The 17118-nt window shown below is 64.4% G+C and carries 14 protein-coding genes; 5 read left to right on the top strand and 9 right to left on the bottom strand.

Features of this window, described 5'->3' with window-relative positions; all coding sequences use genetic code 11:
- A complete protein-coding gene (locus tag ACVWZT_RS21280) occupies positions 1-1911 on the bottom strand; it encodes an AAA family ATPase (RefSeq protein WP_457471214.1) in 1911 nt (636 codons plus the stop codon).
- Positions 1912-1970: 59 nt separating this feature from the next.
- Entirely contained in the window at positions 1971-2906 is a 936-nt protein-coding gene (locus ACVWZT_RS21275; protein ID WP_457471212.1) for a helix-turn-helix domain-containing protein, read from the bottom strand.
- A 182-nt stretch (positions 2907-3088) separates the two neighbouring features.
- On the opposite strand from ACVWZT_RS21275, the gene ACVWZT_RS21270 reads away from it, so the two are divergent.
- The 4 genes from ACVWZT_RS21270 to ACVWZT_RS21255 all read left to right on the top strand — a co-directional run bounded on the left by ACVWZT_RS21270 (position 3089) and on the right by ACVWZT_RS21255 (position 7706).
- Positions 3089-4447 carry a glutamine synthetase family protein gene (locus tag ACVWZT_RS21270; protein WP_296233510.1) on the top strand — a complete coding sequence of 453 codons (1359 nt, stop codon included), beginning with the start codon at positions 3089-3091 and terminating at the stop codon, positions 4445-4447.
- A gap of 70 nt (positions 4448-4517) precedes the next feature.
- Positions 4518-5606, top strand: coding sequence for a polyamine ABC transporter substrate-binding protein (locus ACVWZT_RS21265; protein ID WP_457471210.1), 1089 nt, complete (start codon positions 4518-4520; stop codon positions 5604-5606).
- Between the two features lie 13 nt (positions 5607-5619).
- A complete protein-coding gene (locus ACVWZT_RS21260; protein WP_457471208.1) occupies positions 5620-6915 on the top strand; it encodes an NAD(P)/FAD-dependent oxidoreductase in 1296 nt (431 codons plus the stop codon).
- A 110-nt stretch (positions 6916-7025) separates the two neighbouring features.
- Positions 7026-7706, top strand: a complete 681-nt coding sequence (locus ACVWZT_RS21255; RefSeq protein WP_457471206.1) for a DUF3313 domain-containing protein — start codon at positions 7026-7028, stop codon at positions 7704-7706.
- A gap of 128 nt (positions 7707-7834) precedes the next feature.
- Here ACVWZT_RS21255 and ACVWZT_RS21250 read toward each other — a convergent pair whose 3' ends face one another.
- On the bottom strand, positions 7835-9211 hold the full coding sequence (locus ACVWZT_RS21250; protein ID WP_457471204.1) for an L-serine ammonia-lyase: 1377 nt from the start codon (positions 9209-9211) through the stop codon (positions 7835-7837).
- Between the two features lie 146 nt (positions 9212-9357).
- Between ACVWZT_RS21250 and ACVWZT_RS21245 the strand changes: the two genes are divergently transcribed.
- Entirely contained in the window at positions 9358-10308 is a 951-nt protein-coding gene (locus tag ACVWZT_RS21245; protein ID WP_296233516.1) for a LysR substrate-binding domain-containing protein, read from the top strand.
- Between the two features lie 27 nt (positions 10309-10335).
- Here the strand turns inward: ACVWZT_RS21245 and ACVWZT_RS21240 are convergent, their stop codons facing one another.
- From ACVWZT_RS21240 to ACVWZT_RS21215, 6 genes are all read right to left on the bottom strand, one after another.
- Positions 10336-11757 (bottom strand): undecaprenyl-phosphate glucose phosphotransferase, encoded by a 1422-nt coding sequence (locus ACVWZT_RS21240; protein WP_296233517.1) that lies wholly within the window; start codon positions 11755-11757, stop codon positions 10336-10338.
- A 171-nt stretch (positions 11758-11928) separates the two neighbouring features.
- Complete coding sequence (locus tag ACVWZT_RS21235) at positions 11929-12681, bottom strand: WecB/TagA/CpsF family glycosyltransferase (RefSeq protein WP_457471202.1); 753 nt, start codon at positions 12679-12681, stop codon at positions 11929-11931.
- Positions 12681-13868: a glycosyltransferase family 2 protein gene (locus ACVWZT_RS21230; RefSeq protein WP_457471200.1), complete on the bottom strand. Its 1188-nt coding sequence runs from the start codon at positions 13866-13868 to the stop codon at positions 12681-12683. Before ACVWZT_RS21230 ends, ACVWZT_RS21235 begins: the two co-directional genes overlap by 1 nt.
- Complete coding sequence (locus tag ACVWZT_RS21225) at positions 13865-15067, bottom strand: glycosyltransferase (RefSeq protein ID WP_457471198.1); 1203 nt, start codon at positions 15065-15067, stop codon at positions 13865-13867. Before ACVWZT_RS21225 ends, ACVWZT_RS21230 begins: the two co-directional genes overlap by 4 nt.
- Before the next feature lie 60 nt (positions 15068-15127).
- Positions 15128-16129, bottom strand: coding sequence for a VirK/YbjX family protein (locus ACVWZT_RS21220; RefSeq protein ID WP_457471197.1), 1002 nt, complete (start codon positions 16127-16129; stop codon positions 15128-15130).
- A gap of 10 nt (positions 16130-16139) precedes the next feature.
- Positions 16140-17117, bottom strand: a complete 978-nt coding sequence (locus ACVWZT_RS21215) for a glycosyltransferase family 2 protein (protein ID WP_457471195.1) — start codon at positions 17115-17117, stop codon at positions 16140-16142.
- Position 17118 lies beyond the last annotated feature (1 nt).

Here is a 17118-nt window from a genome sequence, read left to right as displayed (position 1 = left end):
TCAATCCCGAACCTGGTCCTTGACCCAGTCCAGCATTCCGCCCGGCACGATCAGTTCATGCCGCGCCCGCGAACAGGCGGTGTACAACCCGGCCAGCATCCGCGCGCGCTCGTTGCGGTTCCCGGCCACCTGCGGCGCCACCATCAGTTCCGGCGACACCATGACCCGGGCAAACTCCATGTTCTTCACATCCCGTACCCGCCCCAGGAACAGCTTGGGCGCCTTGTCCCAGCGGTAACGGCTCTTGGCCCGGGCAAAGTGCTCGGGTGTATAGCCCTTGCGCAGCATATTGGCCACGGCAACGAATGCCTTGTCATCGCCTTTGTCCTGTTCCAGCACCTGCCAACTGGCATAACGGAACAGCATCGGGTGACGTGGCCGGGTGCCATGACGATACAGTTCGATGCAGTCCTCGACGAACAGCTCGAAGTCCTTGCGCGCGCTTTTCAGCAGCACGAACGGCACGCTCAGGTGCGTCAGGCGCTGGAACCAGCCGAACAGGCCCCACTCGTCGTCGACGATCAGTGCGGTGGGCTGTTCGGGAATGCTGACCGTGTCGAAGAAGCTGACCCGGGTGTAATGCTCGGCACTGCCGCTGAAGGCGCCCTGGATTGCCGCCGGATGTGCCTGGATCAGCGGGTTGAGCACCTTGTCCATGGCCGGCCCGGCGCGCAGTGAGCGGTCGATGCAGCGTTGGCGAATGAAGCTGCCATGGTGCGGGCTGAGGCCGTTGAGGTTCTGCAACTCGTCACCCAGGGCAATGATCGACTGCGGGCTGCGGTCGAGCACGGCGAGCATCGGCGCCGACAGTTCGTGGGCCTCGTCGACGATGACATGGGTGTAGCGGCTGTCGATCACCTCAGCGGTCAGTGACAACAGTTTGACCCGGTGATAGTCGCGTACCGGCAACTGGATTTCCCGGGCTGACGGGCGAATCAGCTCTTGCCAGTACAACCGTGCCTTTTCCAGCAGCACTTCTTGATCCAGTGGCGTGGTCCCCGGCCCGGCCCACGGCAGATGGTGCAGCTGCAATTGGCTATCGGCGCTATGGCAGAACGTCCGCACGGCGCGAATGCACAACGTTACCACCTGCCGGGCAGCAAGCGGGCCGATGTCGGGAATGCCCAGCCAGCGGACCACCTGCGCATCCTGCGGGCGCCACGACAGCTTGGTGCGGTAGGGATCGCGCAGGCGCCAACCGTTGCTGGTGAGGTCGCGGTTGAGCAGTTCGTCGGCCAGTTGGCCGAAGGTCAGCGCCGTATAGGCCGCGGCGTCCTTGACCCGCGCCTGCAAGGCGCGCAACTGGCCTTCGGTCAACGCCAGCAACAGCGTTCGCTGCGGATCGAGCAGGCGGGCGAACTGATGAATCAGGAAGGTCTTGCCAGTACCGGCGAACCCCTGCACGGCCACCGATTCGTCGATACCACTGAGAAACTCGCGCAACAGCCGGTGCTGCTGGTCGCTGAGCATCAGGTCGCTGGCCAGCGACGGCAGGTGCACCGGGTACAGCGGTGTTGCGCGCTGGCGGTAGCTGTCGGCGAACTGGAAGTTCCACTGGCCTTCGGCGTCCAGCAGTTCGTCGGCCTGGTACGCCACTTCGCTGGACAACAGGGCGATACCGTTGTCGCCGAGCATGCCCAGGCCCATCGCGAAGGCTTCACGGTCGAAGTGCTGCCCCACCTGGCCCTGGAAACGCCCGGGTGCGGCGCTCTCGACCTCATTGGCGATGCGCACGATTTCAGCGAAACGGCGCTCCTGCGCGTCAGCCGAGGCCACGGCGGGCTGGCGCGGCAGGTTTTGCACGAACAGCACTGTAGCGGCTTCCAGCAGGCTGGCGGTACTGAAGAACTCGGTAGCGGGCTCGCTGGCGAGGCGGTCGGCCTGGTCGCTGAGCAAAGGCAGGTAGAACATCGGCACCTCGGGTGGAAACAGGCCGGCACGATAGCAATTTTTGCGCGGCAATGCAGGGCTCAGTGCTGCCTGGGCTTGCAGCCGCTTTCCGGTACCCAGCCCCTGCCCCGCTTCAAGGTCTCACTGGGAAATTCCTTGAACAACTGCCGGTAACTCTCTGAAAACCTTCCCAAATGCCAGAATGACCAACGCATCGCCACCTCGGCCACGGTCGCGCCCCCGTTGCGCAACAGGTCGCGCCGCGCACCGTTGAGCCGACGCAGGCGCAACCAGTGCGCCGGTGACATTCCGGTAAACGCCTTGAACGCCTGCTGCAACTGGCGCAGGGAAACCCCGGCAACCGCCGCCAGTTCCACCAGGTTAAGGGTCTCTTCCGGGCAATCGGCCGCCCACTCGCTGACCCGCCGCATGATCGCCCGTTCCTCGTCACGCCGCCCCAGGGCCAAGCCCTGCAGGCGTTGGCAAGCGTTGTCGAGGATGAACAGGCAGTCATCCAGCAGCTGTTCCGCCAGTGCCTGCCCCTGCAACGGGCAGTCGGCCTCGCCCAGGCGGGTCAGCGTGGCGCTCAGCCAACTGCCGAACAGCGCATTCTGGCCGCTGCCCAGGGGCACCATGAACAAACCTTCGAGGCGCTGTGGGTCCAGGCCATGGCTGGCCAGGAATGCCTGGTCGAACACCACCGCCACTTCTTCGTAGTTCTCCGGTGTGATCCAGATGTTGCGGCTCTGTTCGTTCAACAGGTACAGGCTGTTCTCGCTGCGGTCGAAGCAGAACGCCAGCGAACCGCTCGGTGCCCGGAAAAACTGCTCTACCCGGGTGTTCAGGCGTTCCTCGTATACCTCAACGCCCTCCAGCCCCAGGCAACGCAACTCACCGCTGAAATGCCCGGGCGACATCTGCCGGTATTGCTGCTGCCACGCCGGGGTGACACGCACCTGTTCGGTGACATCGGTGGTGTGGAAGGCCTGGACTTGCAGGGCATTGGCGGTTGTCACGCGCGGTCCTAGTTGCACTCTTCTGGTGCATTCATTTCCGGAGAAAGTGGATAGATCGGCCACAGGGGCTGCGACCAAGATAGTCTCCAGCGCGTCAACTGGGAAGCGCAACGCCTTCGAAACCCGGTAACGGGGTTCGTCGGACACCCGCTCCCCCACTGAAACCCAACCAAGAGGTCTGTATGAACGCCCCCTTCGATCAGCTGTCCAGCTGGCTGAAAGAACACCGGATCACCGAAGTCGAATGCGTGATCAGCGACCTGACCGGCATCGCCCGCGGCAAGATCGCGCCCACCGCCAAGTTTCTTCACGAGCGTGGCATGCGCCTGCCCGAGAGCGTGCTGCTGCAGACAGTCACTGGCGACTACGTTGACGATGACATTTACTACAACCTGCTGGATGCCGCCGACATCGACATGGTCTGCCGCCCCGACCCGACTGCGGTTTACCAGATCCCGTGGGCGATCGAGCCGACCGCGATCGTCATCCACGACACCTTCGACAAGCGGGGCAACCCCATCGAACTGTCGCCACGCAACGTGCTGAAGAAGGTGCTCAAGCTCTATGCCGACCAGGGCTGGCAGCCGATCGTGGCGCCCGAGATGGAGTTCTACCTGACCCAGCGCTGCGAAGACCCGGACCTGCCGCTGCAGGTGCCACTGGGGCGTTCCGGCCGTGCCGAAAGCGGGCGCCAGTCGTTCTCGATCGATGCCGCCAACGAATTCGACCCGCTGTTCGAAGATGTCTATGACTGGTGCGAGATCCAGGGCCTGGACCTGGATACGCTGATCCACGAAGACGGCCCCGCGCAGATGGAGATCAACTTCCGTCACGGCGACGCGCTGGACCTGGCCGACCAGATCACGGTGTTCAAGCGCACCATGCGCGAGGCGGCGCTCAAGCACAATGTGGCGGCCACCTTCATGGCCAAGCCGATCACCGACGAGCCGGGCAGCGCCATGCACCTGCACCAGAGCGTGGTCGACATCGCCAGCGGCAAGCCGATCTTCGCCAATGAAGACGGCAGCATGAGCCAGCTGTTCCTGTACCACATCGGCGGCCTGCAGAAGTACATCCCCAAGCTGTTGCCCATGTTCGCACCCAACGTCAACTCGTTCCGCCGCTTCCTGCCGGACACCTCGGCCCCGGTGAACGTCGAATGGGGTGAGGAAAACCGCACCGCCGGCCTGCGCGTGCCCACCTCCAGCCCCGAGTCGATGCGCGTGGAAAACCGCCTGCCCGGTGCTGACGCCAACCCGTACCTGGCCATCGCCGCCAGCCTGCTGTGCGGCTACCTGGGCATGGTCGAGCGCATCGAGCCCAGCGCCCCGGTGCAGGGCCGCGCCTACGAACGACGCAACCTGCGCCTGCCGATCACCATCGAAGACGCCCTGCAGCACATGGAAGACTGCGAGACCGTGCAGCAGTACCTGGGCAAGCAGTTCGTCCAGGGCTACGTGGCGGTCAAGCGTGCCGAACACGAGAACTACAAGCGGGTGATCAGCTCGTGGGAGCGTGAGTTCCTGATGCTCAGCGTCTGAACCGGCCCTCGCCGCTGCTACCCGGCAACACCCCACCGAACTCGAACAACAAGACCAACGAGGTGTCCCCATGCGTCATCTTCACACCCTGATACCCGCCGCGTTCACCCTGCTGTTCGCCAGCACCGGCCACGCCACCCCCTCGGTCAGCGTGTACAACTGGACCGACTACATCGGCGACACCACCTTGGCCGACTTCCAGGCCAGCAGCGGTATCAAGGTGGTCTATGACGTGTTCGATTCCAACGAAACCCTGGAAGGCAAGCTGCTGGCCGGGCGCACGGGTTATGACGTGGTGGTTCCGTCCAACCACTTCCTCGCGCGCCAGGCCCAGGCCGGTGCCTTCATGCCGCTGGACCGCAGCAAGCTGCCCAACTGGCAGCACCTGGACCCCAAGCTGCTCAAACAGCTTGAACAGAACGACCCCGGCAACCGCTATGCCGTGCCCTACCTTTGGGGCACCAACGGCATCGGCTATAACGTCGACAAGGTCAAGGCGGCCCTCGGCGTCGATCATATCGACTCATGGGCAGTGCTGTTCGAGCCCGAGAACCTGAAAAAGCTCAAGCAGTGCGGCGTTGCATTCATGGACTCGCCCGACGAACTGTTCCCGGCCGTGCTCAACTACCTGGGCCTGAACCCGCGCAGCGAGAAGCCGGCCGACTACGCCAAGGCCGAAGCCCGACTGCTCGAACTGCGCCCCTACATCACCTACTTCCATTCCTCCAAGTACGTTGCCGACCTGGCCAATGGCGATGTCTGCGTGGCCTTCGGCTATTCCGGCGACGTGTTCCAGGCCGCCAACCGCGCCGTGGAGGCGAACAACGGGGTGAAGGTCGCCTACAGCATTCCCAGGGAAGGCAGCAACCTGTGGTTCGACCTGCTGGCCATCCCCAAGGATGCCAACAACCCTGAACAGGCCCTGGCGTTCATCAACTACCTGCTCGATCCCAAGGTGATCGCCAAGGTCAGTACCACGGTCGGCTATGCCAATGCCAACCCAGATGCCCAGGCCTACATGGATGCATCGCTGGTCGACAACCCCGAGGTCTACCCACCCCAGGAGGTGCTGGACAAGCTGTATATCTCCAGCACTCCGAGCCCGAAGATCATGCGCGTCATGACCCGCTCCTGGAGCAAGATCAAGTCCAACCGCTGAGCCGAGAACAGCCATGTCCTTCACGACCCAACACGCCGCCTCGTACTACGCCGCCACGGCACGCGATGCGGCGCCCTACCCCAGCCTGGACGGCGAACAGACGGCCGACGTATGCGTGGTTGGTGGCGGGCTGACCGGCGTCAACACGGCGCTGGAGCTGGCCGAGCGCGGCCTGTCGGTGGTACTGCTGGAAGCCCGGCGCATCGGCTGGGGTGCCAGCGGACGCAACGGCGGCCAGCTGATCCGTGGCATCGGCCATGACGTCAACGGTTTCGCCCGGCATGTCGGCCAGGACGGCGTGCGTTATCTGAAGCAGGCCGGCATCGATTCGGTAGCGCTGGTGGCCAGCCGCATCGCCCGCTACGGCATTGCCTGCGACCTGCGCTGGGGCTTTTGCGAACTGGCCAATACACCCGCCCAGTTCGCCGCGTTCCAGGATGAACTGGACGATCTGGCCGACCTCGGCTATCGCCCTGAAACCCGCCTGGTCGGTGCCGACCAGCTGCACGAAATCGTCGCCAGCGACCAGTACGCTGGCGGCCTGGTCGACATGGGCTCGGGCCACCTGCACCCGCTTGATCTGGTCCAGGGTGAAGCACGTGCCGCCCACGGCCTGGGCGTGCGCATCTTCGAGCGCAGCCCGGTGCTGCGCATCGAGCATGGCCACCAGGTGGTGCTGCACACCGCCCATGGCAAGGTGCGCGCAGCCAACCTGGTGCTCGGTTGCAACGCCCACCTCGATGAACTGGAACCGCGCCTGAGCGGCAAGGTGCTGCCGGCCGGCAGTTACGTGGTGGCTACCGAGCCACTGCCTGAAACGCTGGCCACCCGGCTGATCCCGCAGAACATGGCGCTGTGCGACCAGAAGGTCGGCCTGGACTATTACCGCCTCACGGCAGACCGCCGGCTGCTGTTCGGCGGCGCCTGTCATTATTCCGGCCGCGACCCCAAAGACATCGCTGCCTACATGCGGCCCAAGGTCCTGAAGGTATTCCCGCAACTGGCCGAGGTGCGGATTGATTACCAATGGGGCGGCATGATCGGCATCACCGCCAACCGCTTTCCTCAGGTCGGCCGCCTCAGCCAGCAACGCAACGTGTATTACGCCCAGGGCTATTCAGGGCACGGCCTGAATGTCACGCACTGGAGCGCCAGGCTGCTCGCCGAAAGCATTGCGCTCGGCCACAGCCGCGGGCTGGACGTGTTCAGTGCGGTGCCGCACCTGACCTTCCCCGGCGGCAAGGCACTGCGCTCGCCGCTGCTGGCGCTGGGCATGTTGTGGTACCGCTTGCGCGAGGCACTGGGCTGAACAGCCGCGACAGATGGGCGATTTTCATGGCGATTGAACCCAGGCACTGGCCATCTGTCGTGCACCTGCTAGCGTTGTTCTGGCCGACCCACCATGGATGCATTTTCATCATGAAATCATTGCCCCGCATTACCCTGTTGTGCGCCGCAGTGCTCGCCGTTGCTGCCTGTTCCAGCAACCGCGTGGACCCCAAGGACTACTCCGGCTTCCTCAAGGACTACAGCCGCCTGGCAGAAGCCAGGAGCCCCTCGGGCGCTCCGGTGATGCGCTGGATCGACCCCAAGGCCAACGTCAACCAGTACAGCCAGGTATTCATCGAGCCTAGCCAGTTCTACCCCCGGCCACAGCCGACGGAAGTCATCTCGGCGCAGACGCTGCAGGAAATCACCCGCTACTTCAATGAGGCCCTGCGCCGTGAGATGGGCAGCGTCGTGCCCCTGGCCAAGGGCCCCGGGCCCGGGGTGCTCGTGGTGCGTCCTGCGATCACGGCGGTGTCCACCCGCAACGAAGGCCTCAAGCCTTACGAGATCATTCCCATCGCGTTGATCTCGGCCGGCGTGAACACGGCCATGGGCGGTCGCGACCAGGATGTGGATGTTGGTGTGGAGGCTGCGTTCCTGGATGGTGCCAGCCAGAAGGTGCTGGCCCAGGTAGTGCGCAAGGGTGCAGGGCAGGAACTGGAGAACAAAACCACCAAGCTGACCCTGAACGACGTCAAGCCGGTGCTGGATGGCTGGGCCAAGGACATGCGCGCGAGCTTCCTCGAAGCGAAACAGAAAGCCCGCCAGTAACCGCCCGTACATAGGCCTTTTCGCGAAAAGGCCGCAAAGCGGCCCCGGTATTTCAGCGCAGAAAAAGGACACGGGGGCTGCTTTGCAGCCCTTTCGCGGCACAAGGCCGCGCTAACCGGTCTGGTTACTCAACACTCCACGAACGCAACAGCCAAACCGCCGCGCGAGGTTTCCTTGTAGTTGGCATGCATGTCCGCCCCGGTATCACGCATGGTGCGGATCACCCGGTCCAGCGAGATGAAATGCTCGCCATCCCCGCGCAAGGCCATCTGCACGGCGTTGATCGCCTTCACCGCCGCGATCGCGTTGCGCTCGATGCAGGGCACCTGCACCAGGCCGCCGACCGGGTCGCAGGTCAGGCCCAGGTTATGTTCCAGGGCAATCTCGGCGGCGTTTTCCAGTTGCGGCGGTGTCGCGCCAAGCACCTGCGCCAGGCCGGCAGCGGCCATCGAACAGGCCGAGCCCACCTCGCCCTGGCAGCCGACTTCCGCCCCGGAGATCGACGCGTTCTTCTTGCACAGGATACCGACCGCCGCTGCGCCCAGAAGGAAGTCCACCACATCCGCATCGCAGGCGCCGGGGTTGAACTTCATGTAGTAGTGCAACACCGCAGGGATGATCCCGGCGGCGCCATTGGTGGGCGCGGTGACCATGCGCCCGCCTGCGGCGTTCTCTTCGTTCACCGCCAGGGCGAACAGGTTGACCCACTCCATGGCACTGAGGGTGGAACCGATCACGTTGGGCTTGCCCAGCTCCTGCAGGCTGCGATGCAAGCGCGCTGCACGCCGCTTGACATGCAGGCCGCCAGGCAGGATGCCTTCGTTGCGCAGGCCGTTGTCGACGCATTCACGCATGGCCGCCCAGATCCGCAGCAGGCCCTCGCGCACTTCGGCCTCCGGGCGCCAGGCACACTCGTTGGCCATCATCAATTGCGCCACGCTCAAACCATGAGCCTTGCACAAGGCCAGCAACTGCGCAGCGCTGTCGAATTCGTACGGTAGCTGCACCGCGTTCGCTTCGCCGGGTGGCGCATCGATCTCGGCCTGCTCGACGACGAAACCACCGCCCACCGAATAGTAGGTCTGGCGCAACAGGCTGGCCTGCCCGTCCAGGGCCTCCAGGCTCATGGCGTTCGGGTGGTAGGGCAGGTTTTCGTCGAGCAGCAGCAGATCGCGGCTGTACTCGAACGCCAGCGGGTGGCTGCCATCGAGCATCAGGCAATGCTCCTGCATGACCTGGCCAATGCGCGCCTCGATGGTGGCCGGGTCGATACGGTCCGGCCACTGCCCCATCAGGCCGAGCAGGCAGGCGCGGTCGGTGGCGTGGCCAACGCCGGTGGCCGACAGCGAACCATACAGCCGCACCTCGACACGGCTTACCCGGCCCAGCAGACCTTGCTCACGCAGGGCCTGGGCAAAGGTCGCCGCTGCCCGCATGGGGCCGACGGTGTGGGAGCTGGACGGCCCGATGCCGATTTTGAAAAGGTCGAAAACACTGATAGCCATGCTAATGCCTGACCGTGAGCGAGTATGAACCCGCAGCACGGTTCTCTGAAAAAATTGAGCGGTATTGCGATTTTGCGCGATACTGCCGCGCTGGCTCACGGATGACCAACGAAACTTTCTAAGCAAGGCTTTAGTGGTACTAAACAATGCGTCGACAACTCAATGGCCAGCTGTTCGTCTGGCTGCATGTGTTTGCCTGTGCGGCCCGGCACTTGTCCTTCACCCGCTGTGCCGAAGAACTGCACATCACCCCGGGAGCGGTCAGCCAGCAGATGCGCCAACTGGAAGAACGCCTGGGTTATCGGTTGTTCCTGCGCCGGGCGCGCGGCGTGGAACTGAGCGCCGAGGGGCAGCGCCTGGCGCAGACCGTGGCCGAAGCCTACGGCAGCATCGAAGCTGAATTGCTGCGCCTGGATGCGGGCGAAATCCGTGGCACCTTGCGCCTGCGTTCGATCCCGTCGTTCCTGGCCAAATGGCTCACGCCGCGCCTGCCGCGCTTCCAGCAACGCTACCCGGACATCGAACTGCGGCTGGTGGCCGAAGACAGTGCCCAGGCATTGACCCCCGGTGATTTCGACCTGGCCATCGACCTGAACGACGGCAGTTACCCCGGCATGCTGTCGACGCCGCTGCTGGACGAGCAGATCTTCCCGGTGTGCTCTCCCGCCCTGCTGCGCGGACGCCCGCCACTGCACGGGCCGGCGGATCTGGCGCACTACCCGCTGCTGCACGACATCACCGCCTGGCGTGGCAGTTCGGAATATGCTGAATGGGAGTTCTACCTGGAAGGCATCGGTGCCGCCGGTCTCGATGTACGGCGCGGCCATACCTTCAACCGCAACCACCTGACCATCGAGGCGGCGATCGCCGGCAGCGGCGTGGCCATCGCGCGACGCACCCTGCTCAATGACGAATTGGAGCGGGGAGCGCTGATCGTGCCGTTCGGGGTGCCGATTGCCAACCACAAACGCTACGTGGTGCATTACCCGCCGGGCGGGTTGAACCAGCCCGGCGCACGGGCGGTGCATGACTGGCTGGTGGAAGAAGCACGGGGGTTCAGGGCGTTGCACCCGCTGGGCAAGGAGCAACCCGCCTGAGGGCAGTGTTCACAGGCGTGATTCGGCTCAATAAGCCTGCTTACCGGTGAATGCGTTCAACGTACGCAACAGGATCACGAAATCCAGCCACAGCGACCAGTTGTTGATGTACTCGATGTCCGAGTCGACGCGCTGGATCATCTGCTCGATGTCCTTGGTCTCGCCCCGGAACCCGCGCACCTGTGCCAGGCCGGTCATGCCAGGCTTGATATTGTGGCGGGCGAAGTAATCGACGATGTCCTGCGAATACAGCGTGTCATGCTGCAGGGCATGCGGTCGCGGCCCGACCAGCGACATTTCCCCGGTCAGGACATTGAACAGCTGCGGCAGCTCGTCCAGGCTGGTACGGCGGATGAACGCACCGACCCGGGTCAGCCGCGGGTCATTCTTCTGCGCCTGCCTGATCACGCCCTCCTCCGGCTGGTGCACATGCATGCTCCTGAACTTCCAGATACGGAACGCTTCCCCGGTCCAGCCGGTGCGTTCCTGGCGAAAGAACACCGGGCCCCGGCTATCCAGCTTGATCGCTACTGCCACGGCCAGCAGCACCGGCGAGGCAAACAGCAGGATCAGCGCCGCCAATACCCTGTCCTCGAGGTTTTTCAGGAACAGGCTCGTACCCGTCAGCGGCGTCTCCGACAAGGTCAGCACCGGAATGCCGGCGATTTCCCGCACGCTGTGGTTGATCAGGCGCAAGGAGAAGATGTCAGGCACCCAGTTCACCGCAATGCACTTGTCGAGCAACTTCAGGTACACATCGTTGATGACCTCGGAACCGCCCAGTGGCGTGACCAGGTACACCGTGCGGATGGCGTGCCGGGCGACGATCTCGTCCAGCGCGGCGATGTGCCCGAGCACCGGCAGGCGTTGCTTGCCCTCGGCAACCTCGCGCCCCGGCTCGTCAGGCTCGTCGATCAGCACGCAGCCCAGCACCCGTTCGCCGAACCAGGGGTTATTACTGATTTTCTGATAAAGGAAATTGGCCAGGTCACCGGCGCCGATGATCAGGGCATTGTCCAGCCGCGCATGTGCGCTGAAGCGCTTTTGCAGTTCTCGCACGGCAAAGTGCAGGAACAACTGGGCGATGTAGCCGATGAAGAACAGTTGCACGACCAGCAACCGCGAGTAGGTTTCGCTCTGTTTGGTCAGGAAGGCCATCACCACCAGGAAGCAGAAGGTCGCCGACCACGCCTTGAACAGCCGGAACGCCTTGATCGATAAACCGACGTTGGTGCGGTAGATCGCATAGTGATCGTAGATCACCGCCAGTGCGCCAATCAGCAACAGCAACATGATCACGTAATCGGAGGTGATATAGCCGAACCGCTCGTAGATCAGGTACCAGGCGATACCGGTGACGGCTATTCCGTCGAGACCGGCCTGGATGGCGTTACTGACGCTGCTTCTTCTCTGAAGCAAGGAACGACTGCTTCTGGGTTCGAAAACCATCTCAGACCTCATCAATTCACGCGCAGCAAGTCCTTTTGATCAAACCGCAAGCCTGGAACGGCCCATGCAAAACCAGCGAAACAGCATCGTGCAGCCCACCGCCTTGCTCTCACTGTAGCAGCCAGCCGCCATCAACGTGCCAGCCCCACCGACCGCGCGGGGTCCGTCCGTCTACACGCTGCGTCCGCTGCCCCCTGCACTGCGGCGGTACAGCAAAGCGCGCAGCAGGAACAACGGGTTGCCCGCCACATAGCGCATGAACAGGCGCTTCGGTTCGCGCGACAACCGGTACAACCATTCCCCGCCCACACGCCGCAGCCACAGCGGCGCTCGGCTGACCTTGCCGCCGAGAAAATCGAGGATCGCCCCACCACATACGATCAGGCACGGTTCACCGGTGGCCGCCAACTGCGCCGCTACCGCCTCCTGCCTGGGCATGCCCATGCCCAGCACGATCAGCTCGGGGCGCTGCTCCCTGGCCAGTTGCAGATAGGTTTCCAGGCTGGCAAATCCATCATGGACCGATACCGGCACCACCCCGAACAGGGTGGCGCTGCGCTGCGCGGCCTGGTCCAGGTAGGGTTGCCGGGTGCCCCAGAATGCCACTCGCCGCCCGCGGTAGGCAGCCATCAGCCGGGGAATGAAGTCGGTACCATTCATGTTGAGCCCGGGCCCCAGGCCGAGGTGGCGATAGAGAATCGCCATGCCGGCGCCGTCACGCAGCAGCACGTCGGCCGCCGACAATGCCTGAGCGTACGCGCCGTCGCGCACGACCAGGTTCATCGCATGGGCATTGACGAAACCGAGCACGGTCGGGCTCTGCACGACGGCCAGCCGGTCGAGCAGGCGCTGCGCGGCAGCGTCGTCAGCCACGGCTTCGAGCTTGTCGATGATGCCGGCCCAGCGCTGCTGCCATTCAGCCATCAGTCTTCATCCCGCTTCGAACGTACCCAGTCAACCTGGCGCTTGATCAGGAACCCCAGGTACATGGGGACCTTCCTTGCCGCGTAGAACGGTGCATACAGCAATACGGAAAACGGGATCAATTCACGACAGAAACGCGCCCACGCCAGCATGACGGCAAGGCCCAGCAGCGCCAGCGCCCACAGGGCGATCCACGCCGGTGCCGCGACGCCGAACAGCAGGTAAGCCGCCCAGGCCACCAGGTTGACCCCGAGCAAGGCCAGCACCAGCAATGCCAGGGGCGGCACCAGCAGGTCGAGGGTCATCGCCAGCAAGCTGCCGTTGCCTTGCCTGACGGCGGCCAGCGCACGCTTCGGAGCATCGCTCAGCATCAACCCCAGATGGCCATGCTCCCAGCGGGTGCGCTGGCTGTTCAGGCCCTGCTGACTGGCCGGGAACTGGCTGGTGATCAACGCCTCGGGGCAGAAGACCGGGGGTTTGCCTTGCTGGCACAGATCCAGGCCCAGTTTCACATCCTCCACCAGGTGCCCATTGGCCAGGTCGACCAGGGCCAGGTCACGCCAACCGAACGCCATGCCCGCGCCCATCAATTGGCAAGGCAGGCCCAGCCGCGCCCAACCGCGCGGGCGCACCAGGTTCTTGACCCGCCAGGCGAATTCGGCGATCTGGACTTTCGTTCCGGCCCCCGCCGGGGCATGCGTCAGGTACAGCGCCTGCACCGGCCGCGCGACTTCGTGGCAACGACGCGCCAGGCGCTCGATAGCGCCTTCGCCGACCCGGCAATCGGCATCTATCACGATCACTACCTCGGGCGGCTGACGGGCCAGGTGGCGCACGCCAAAGTCCAAGGCATAGCCCTTGCCACGCAAGCGCAGGTCGTGGCGTTCGACCACCTCCGCGCCGGCCTCGCGGGCCAGTTGCGCGGTGTCGTCGGTGCAGTTGTCCGCCACTACCAGCAACCGGTCGCCAGCCTGCAATTGCGGGGCGATGCTCGCCAGCGTGGCGTGGATGATCGAAGCTTCGTCATGCGCTGGCACCAGCACTGCCACCTGCGGACGCCTGTTGCCGCCCAGGGGCTGCGCCTGCCTCGGCAGGCAAGCCAGCAGCACTTGCCCCAACAGCAGCAGTACTGGCAACAGGACGATGAGCGCCAGGATGCCGAGTAACCAAGCCAATACACTGATCATGCGGATGCCTTGAAATAATCGGCCAACCGGGCCGCCTCGGTGTCGATATCATGCCGTTGCAGCACACGCTGGCGGGCCGCCTCGCCCATACGTTGCAGCACCTCGACAGGTTGCGCCAGGCACTCGGCCATGGCCGTCACCAGCTCGTCAACGGCGCCGGCGGGAAACAACCAGCCGTTCTCGCCCGGCTGAACCAGCTCGGGAATGCCCGCCACATAGGTCGTCAGCACCGGTCGGCGCAAGGCCATGGCCTCCATGATCACCACTGGCAGCCCCTCGGCGAAGCTGGGCAGCACCAGTGCGCGGGCGGCAAGGATCTCTTCGCGCACCTGGGCACTGCTGATCCAGCCGGTGATACGTACCTGGCGCTGCAAGCCATACCGGGCAATCAATGCCTCGACCTGCCCACGCATCTCGCCGTCACCGGCCAGCACCAGCTCGAAACCGACCGGTCGGGCGGCCAATATCCGCGCGGCTTCGAGCAACAGCAGTTGCCCTTTCTGCTCGCACAAGCGCCCGACACACACCAGCCGCGGCGCCGCCGGCAGGCTGACCGGCGCCACCTCGTGGAAACTGCGCTCGAGGCCGCAATGCACCACCTTCACCTTGGCCCAGTGGTCGTGTGCCACCCAGCGCAACACCTGGCTGCGCCCATACGAACTGACGGCCGCGACGAACGCGGCACGCCGCACCTTTTCGCCCATGTGCAGAAATTGCGGTTTGTCGAATTCCTCCGGGCCGTGCACGGTAAAGCTGTAGGCCGGCCCACCCAGCACATGGGCCAGCATCACCACCTCGGTGGAATTGGTGCCGAAATGGGCGTGCACGTGTTGTGCCTTGCCTGCCTGCAGCCACTGCAGCACCTGGCAGGCCTCGGCCAGGTAGACCAGGTGGTAGGGCCAGGCGCGGTCGGCGCGCAGGCCGAGGCGCATGGCCAGCCACAGCGCGCCGAAGAACTGCCGTGGCTGCCCACAGAGTACTTGCCAGGTGGGTTTGAGCAGGCCCGCGATGCCGCTTTGCAGCACATAGCGAGTCTTGTCGCGTTCGTTTGCGTCTTCGCCGTCCTGCAGTTGCGCGTCCCAGCCGCGCAGGGCAATACGCTGCACCGCTACCCCCTGGCGCTCCAGCGCAAGGATTTCGCGGCGGATGAAACTGTGGCTGACCTTCGGATACTGGTTGATGAAATAGGCAATGCGCATAGGAATCCAGATCAAGACCCGCATGATGAACCCTTGGACCTCCCACAGTACCGCCAGCGTTTACTTCAAGCTGTCGACTACCGGTGGCCGGCGTCCCGCCGATGCTCCTGCGTCAGGTGCATCCCCCTGCTTCTCTTGTAGTCCAAGGTTGTGACCGCTGCCTGCCAAAGCTGCCTGCAAACGTGCGAAAACATCGTCGAGTAGCGCCTGACGGCGGCGGTACATCGCTCGTTTCTTGGCCGCAATGTCCTGTTCCGCGCGCTGCGCCGGGGCCAGCGGCAGCTCAAAGAAGTCCGCACGATGGCAGGTCATGCCGCCATGCTCCTGCCATATCACGTCATAGTTGGCGGCCAGCTCCTGACCCTTGTCGTTGCCGAAATACGGGTGCCGGTGGTGGCGACAGGCATCAGTGACGGCGTACAGGTGTTCCACGCCCAGCATCCTGGCCAGGCACCTCAACGCTTCGAGCAGCAGGCTACGCGGGCGTAGCCCCTCGAAATCCTTGGTCAGGTCGCGGTAGATGGCCAGCGAGGTCTCGCTGTCGACGCCCTTGTGGATGCCTTGCACGGCGCCGATGAACAGGCACAGTTCGCCTTGGCTGCGGCACAGGGTAAATGCCAGGGAGGCCACGCGCAGGTCATTCTGGAACAGGTTCAGCACCAGTTCGCCTTCACGCTTGAACCAGATCGGCCGGTCGAGCAGCAGGCGGCAACCTGGCGAATGGCTGGTCAGCTCGCACACTACCCGGCTGTCGGCCCGGTCCAGCAGCAACAGCGACGGAAATTTTCCGGCCACCACCTCGAAATGCGATGCCACCACCTCCAGGCGCTGCGGCGCTTCCCAGCATTTGCTGATATAGGGCCATTGCACGACGCCGAGGCAATCCCCGCCCAGCCGGCGCCAGCGCCCCTGGCCAAGTGCCTGGGCCATGCGTTGCAGGAAGGCATTCAGCTCGGGCCAATGCCGGGCCATCTGGCGCATCAGCCGGTATTTGTTGTTCAGCGCCCGCAACGAGTAGCCCGGTTGCAGGGTGAACACGCTTCTGATGATCGTGCCGAGCATCCGTGGTCCCTCATTTGTATTCGATCAAGGCCGGTTTGCCAGCCATGAAGTGCTGGCGCAGGAACCTCAGCTGACCGAGCATTTCCGGAAACTTGCCCAATACCAGGAACACTGCCCGTAGCCAGTTCTCTCGTACCGATCGGCCTCCGCGACGAGCCAGGCGCCAGGCCTGCAGCGGGTAGACCAGCAACAACGCCAGGCCCCAGGCGCCAAGCGCCAGGCAGGTCAGCAGGGTCGCCAGCGGTATGCCCAGGCCCCAGACCCAGGCCCGGCGTGACTCGCGCAGCCAGTGCCGCTCCGGCGCCTGGCCATGCAGGTAAGCGCCTTCTGCATAAGCATGGCCGGCACGCAGGCTGCGTCGCCACCATTGGCTGAAACGAGTCATGCCGGCGTCGTGCAGGGTCATCTCGACATCCAGGCGCCAGACCTTCCAGCCCCTGGCTCGCAGGCGCACGCACAGCTCGGGCTCTTCGCCGGCGATCAGCCCGCTGCGGAAGCCGCCAACAGCGGCGAAGGCGTCTGCCCGCATCAACGCGTCGCCACCGCACGCCTTGGCTTCGCCGATCGGGGTATCCCATTCCAGGTCGCAGAGCAGGTTGTAGACCGAGCGTTGCGGGAAACGCTCGCGGCGCCGGCCACACACCACCGCCACATGAGGGTGGCGAACGAGAAACGCCTGGGCCGTGGCCAGCCAGCCAGCGTCGACCTCGCAATCGCCGTCGACGAACTGCACCAGGCGCAGCGACGGCAGCAGCCGTTGCAAAGCGGCAAAGCCTTCATTGCGCGCACGGGCGGCGGTGAACGGCTGGCCCATGTCCAGCGCCAGCACTTCCACCCCGAGGCTACGGGCCAGGTGCGGTGAACCATCGGAAGAACCCGAGTCGACGTACAGCACCTGGTCCGCGCCATGCGCCAGCGACCGCAGGCAACGCTCGAGGCGCTGGCCTTCGTTGCGGCCTATCACCACCACGCCAAGCCCGCTCGCCATG

Source organism: Pseudomonas sp. TE21394, assembly GCF_054057835.1.
The sequence above is the reverse complement of the archived record's forward strand: the minus strand, read 5'-3'. Positions and strand labels throughout refer to the sequence as shown.

Excerpts from the sequence above, each read along its gene's own strand:
- ACVWZT_RS21280 (WP_457471214.1), bottom strand. The coding sequence starts at position 1,911 with ATGTTCTACCTGCCTTTGCTCAGCGACCAGGCCGACCGCCTCGCCAGC.
- ACVWZT_RS21270 (WP_296233510.1), top strand. The coding sequence starts at position 3,089 with ATGAACGCCCCCTTCGATCAGCTGTCCAGCTGGCTGAAAGAACACCGG.
- ACVWZT_RS21265 (WP_457471210.1), top strand. The coding sequence starts at position 4,518 with ATGCGTCATCTTCACACCCTGATACCCGCCGCGTTCACCCTGCTGTTC.
- ACVWZT_RS21260 (WP_457471208.1), top strand. The coding sequence starts at position 5,620 with ATGTCCTTCACGACCCAACACGCCGCCTCGTACTACGCCGCCACGGCA.
- ACVWZT_RS21255 (WP_457471206.1), top strand. The coding sequence starts at position 7,026 with ATGAAATCATTGCCCCGCATTACCCTGTTGTGCGCCGCAGTGCTCGCC.
- ACVWZT_RS21250 (WP_457471204.1), bottom strand. The coding sequence starts at position 9,211 with ATGGCTATCAGTGTTTTCGACCTTTTCAAAATCGGCATCGGGCCGTCC.
- ACVWZT_RS21245 (WP_296233516.1), top strand. The coding sequence starts at position 9,358 with ATGCGTCGACAACTCAATGGCCAGCTGTTCGTCTGGCTGCATGTGTTT.
- ACVWZT_RS21240 (WP_296233517.1), bottom strand. The coding sequence starts at position 11,757 with ATGGTTTTCGAACCCAGAAGCAGTCGTTCCTTGCTTCAGAGAAGAAGC.
- ACVWZT_RS21235 (WP_457471202.1), bottom strand. The coding sequence starts at position 12,681 with ATGGCTGAATGGCAGCAGCGCTGGGCCGGCATCATCGACAAGCTCGAA.
- ACVWZT_RS21230 (WP_457471200.1), bottom strand. The coding sequence starts at position 13,868 with ATGATCAGTGTATTGGCTTGGTTACTCGGCATCCTGGCGCTCATCGTC.
- ACVWZT_RS21225 (WP_457471198.1), bottom strand. The coding sequence starts at position 15,067 with ATGCGCATTGCCTATTTCATCAACCAGTATCCGAAGGTCAGCCACAGT.
- ACVWZT_RS21220 (WP_457471197.1), bottom strand. The coding sequence starts at position 16,129 with ATGCTCGGCACGATCATCAGAAGCGTGTTCACCCTGCAACCGGGCTAC.
- ACVWZT_RS21215 (WP_457471195.1), bottom strand. The coding sequence starts at position 17,117 with ATGGCGAGCGGGCTTGGCGTGGTGGTGATAGGCCGCAACGAAGGCCAG.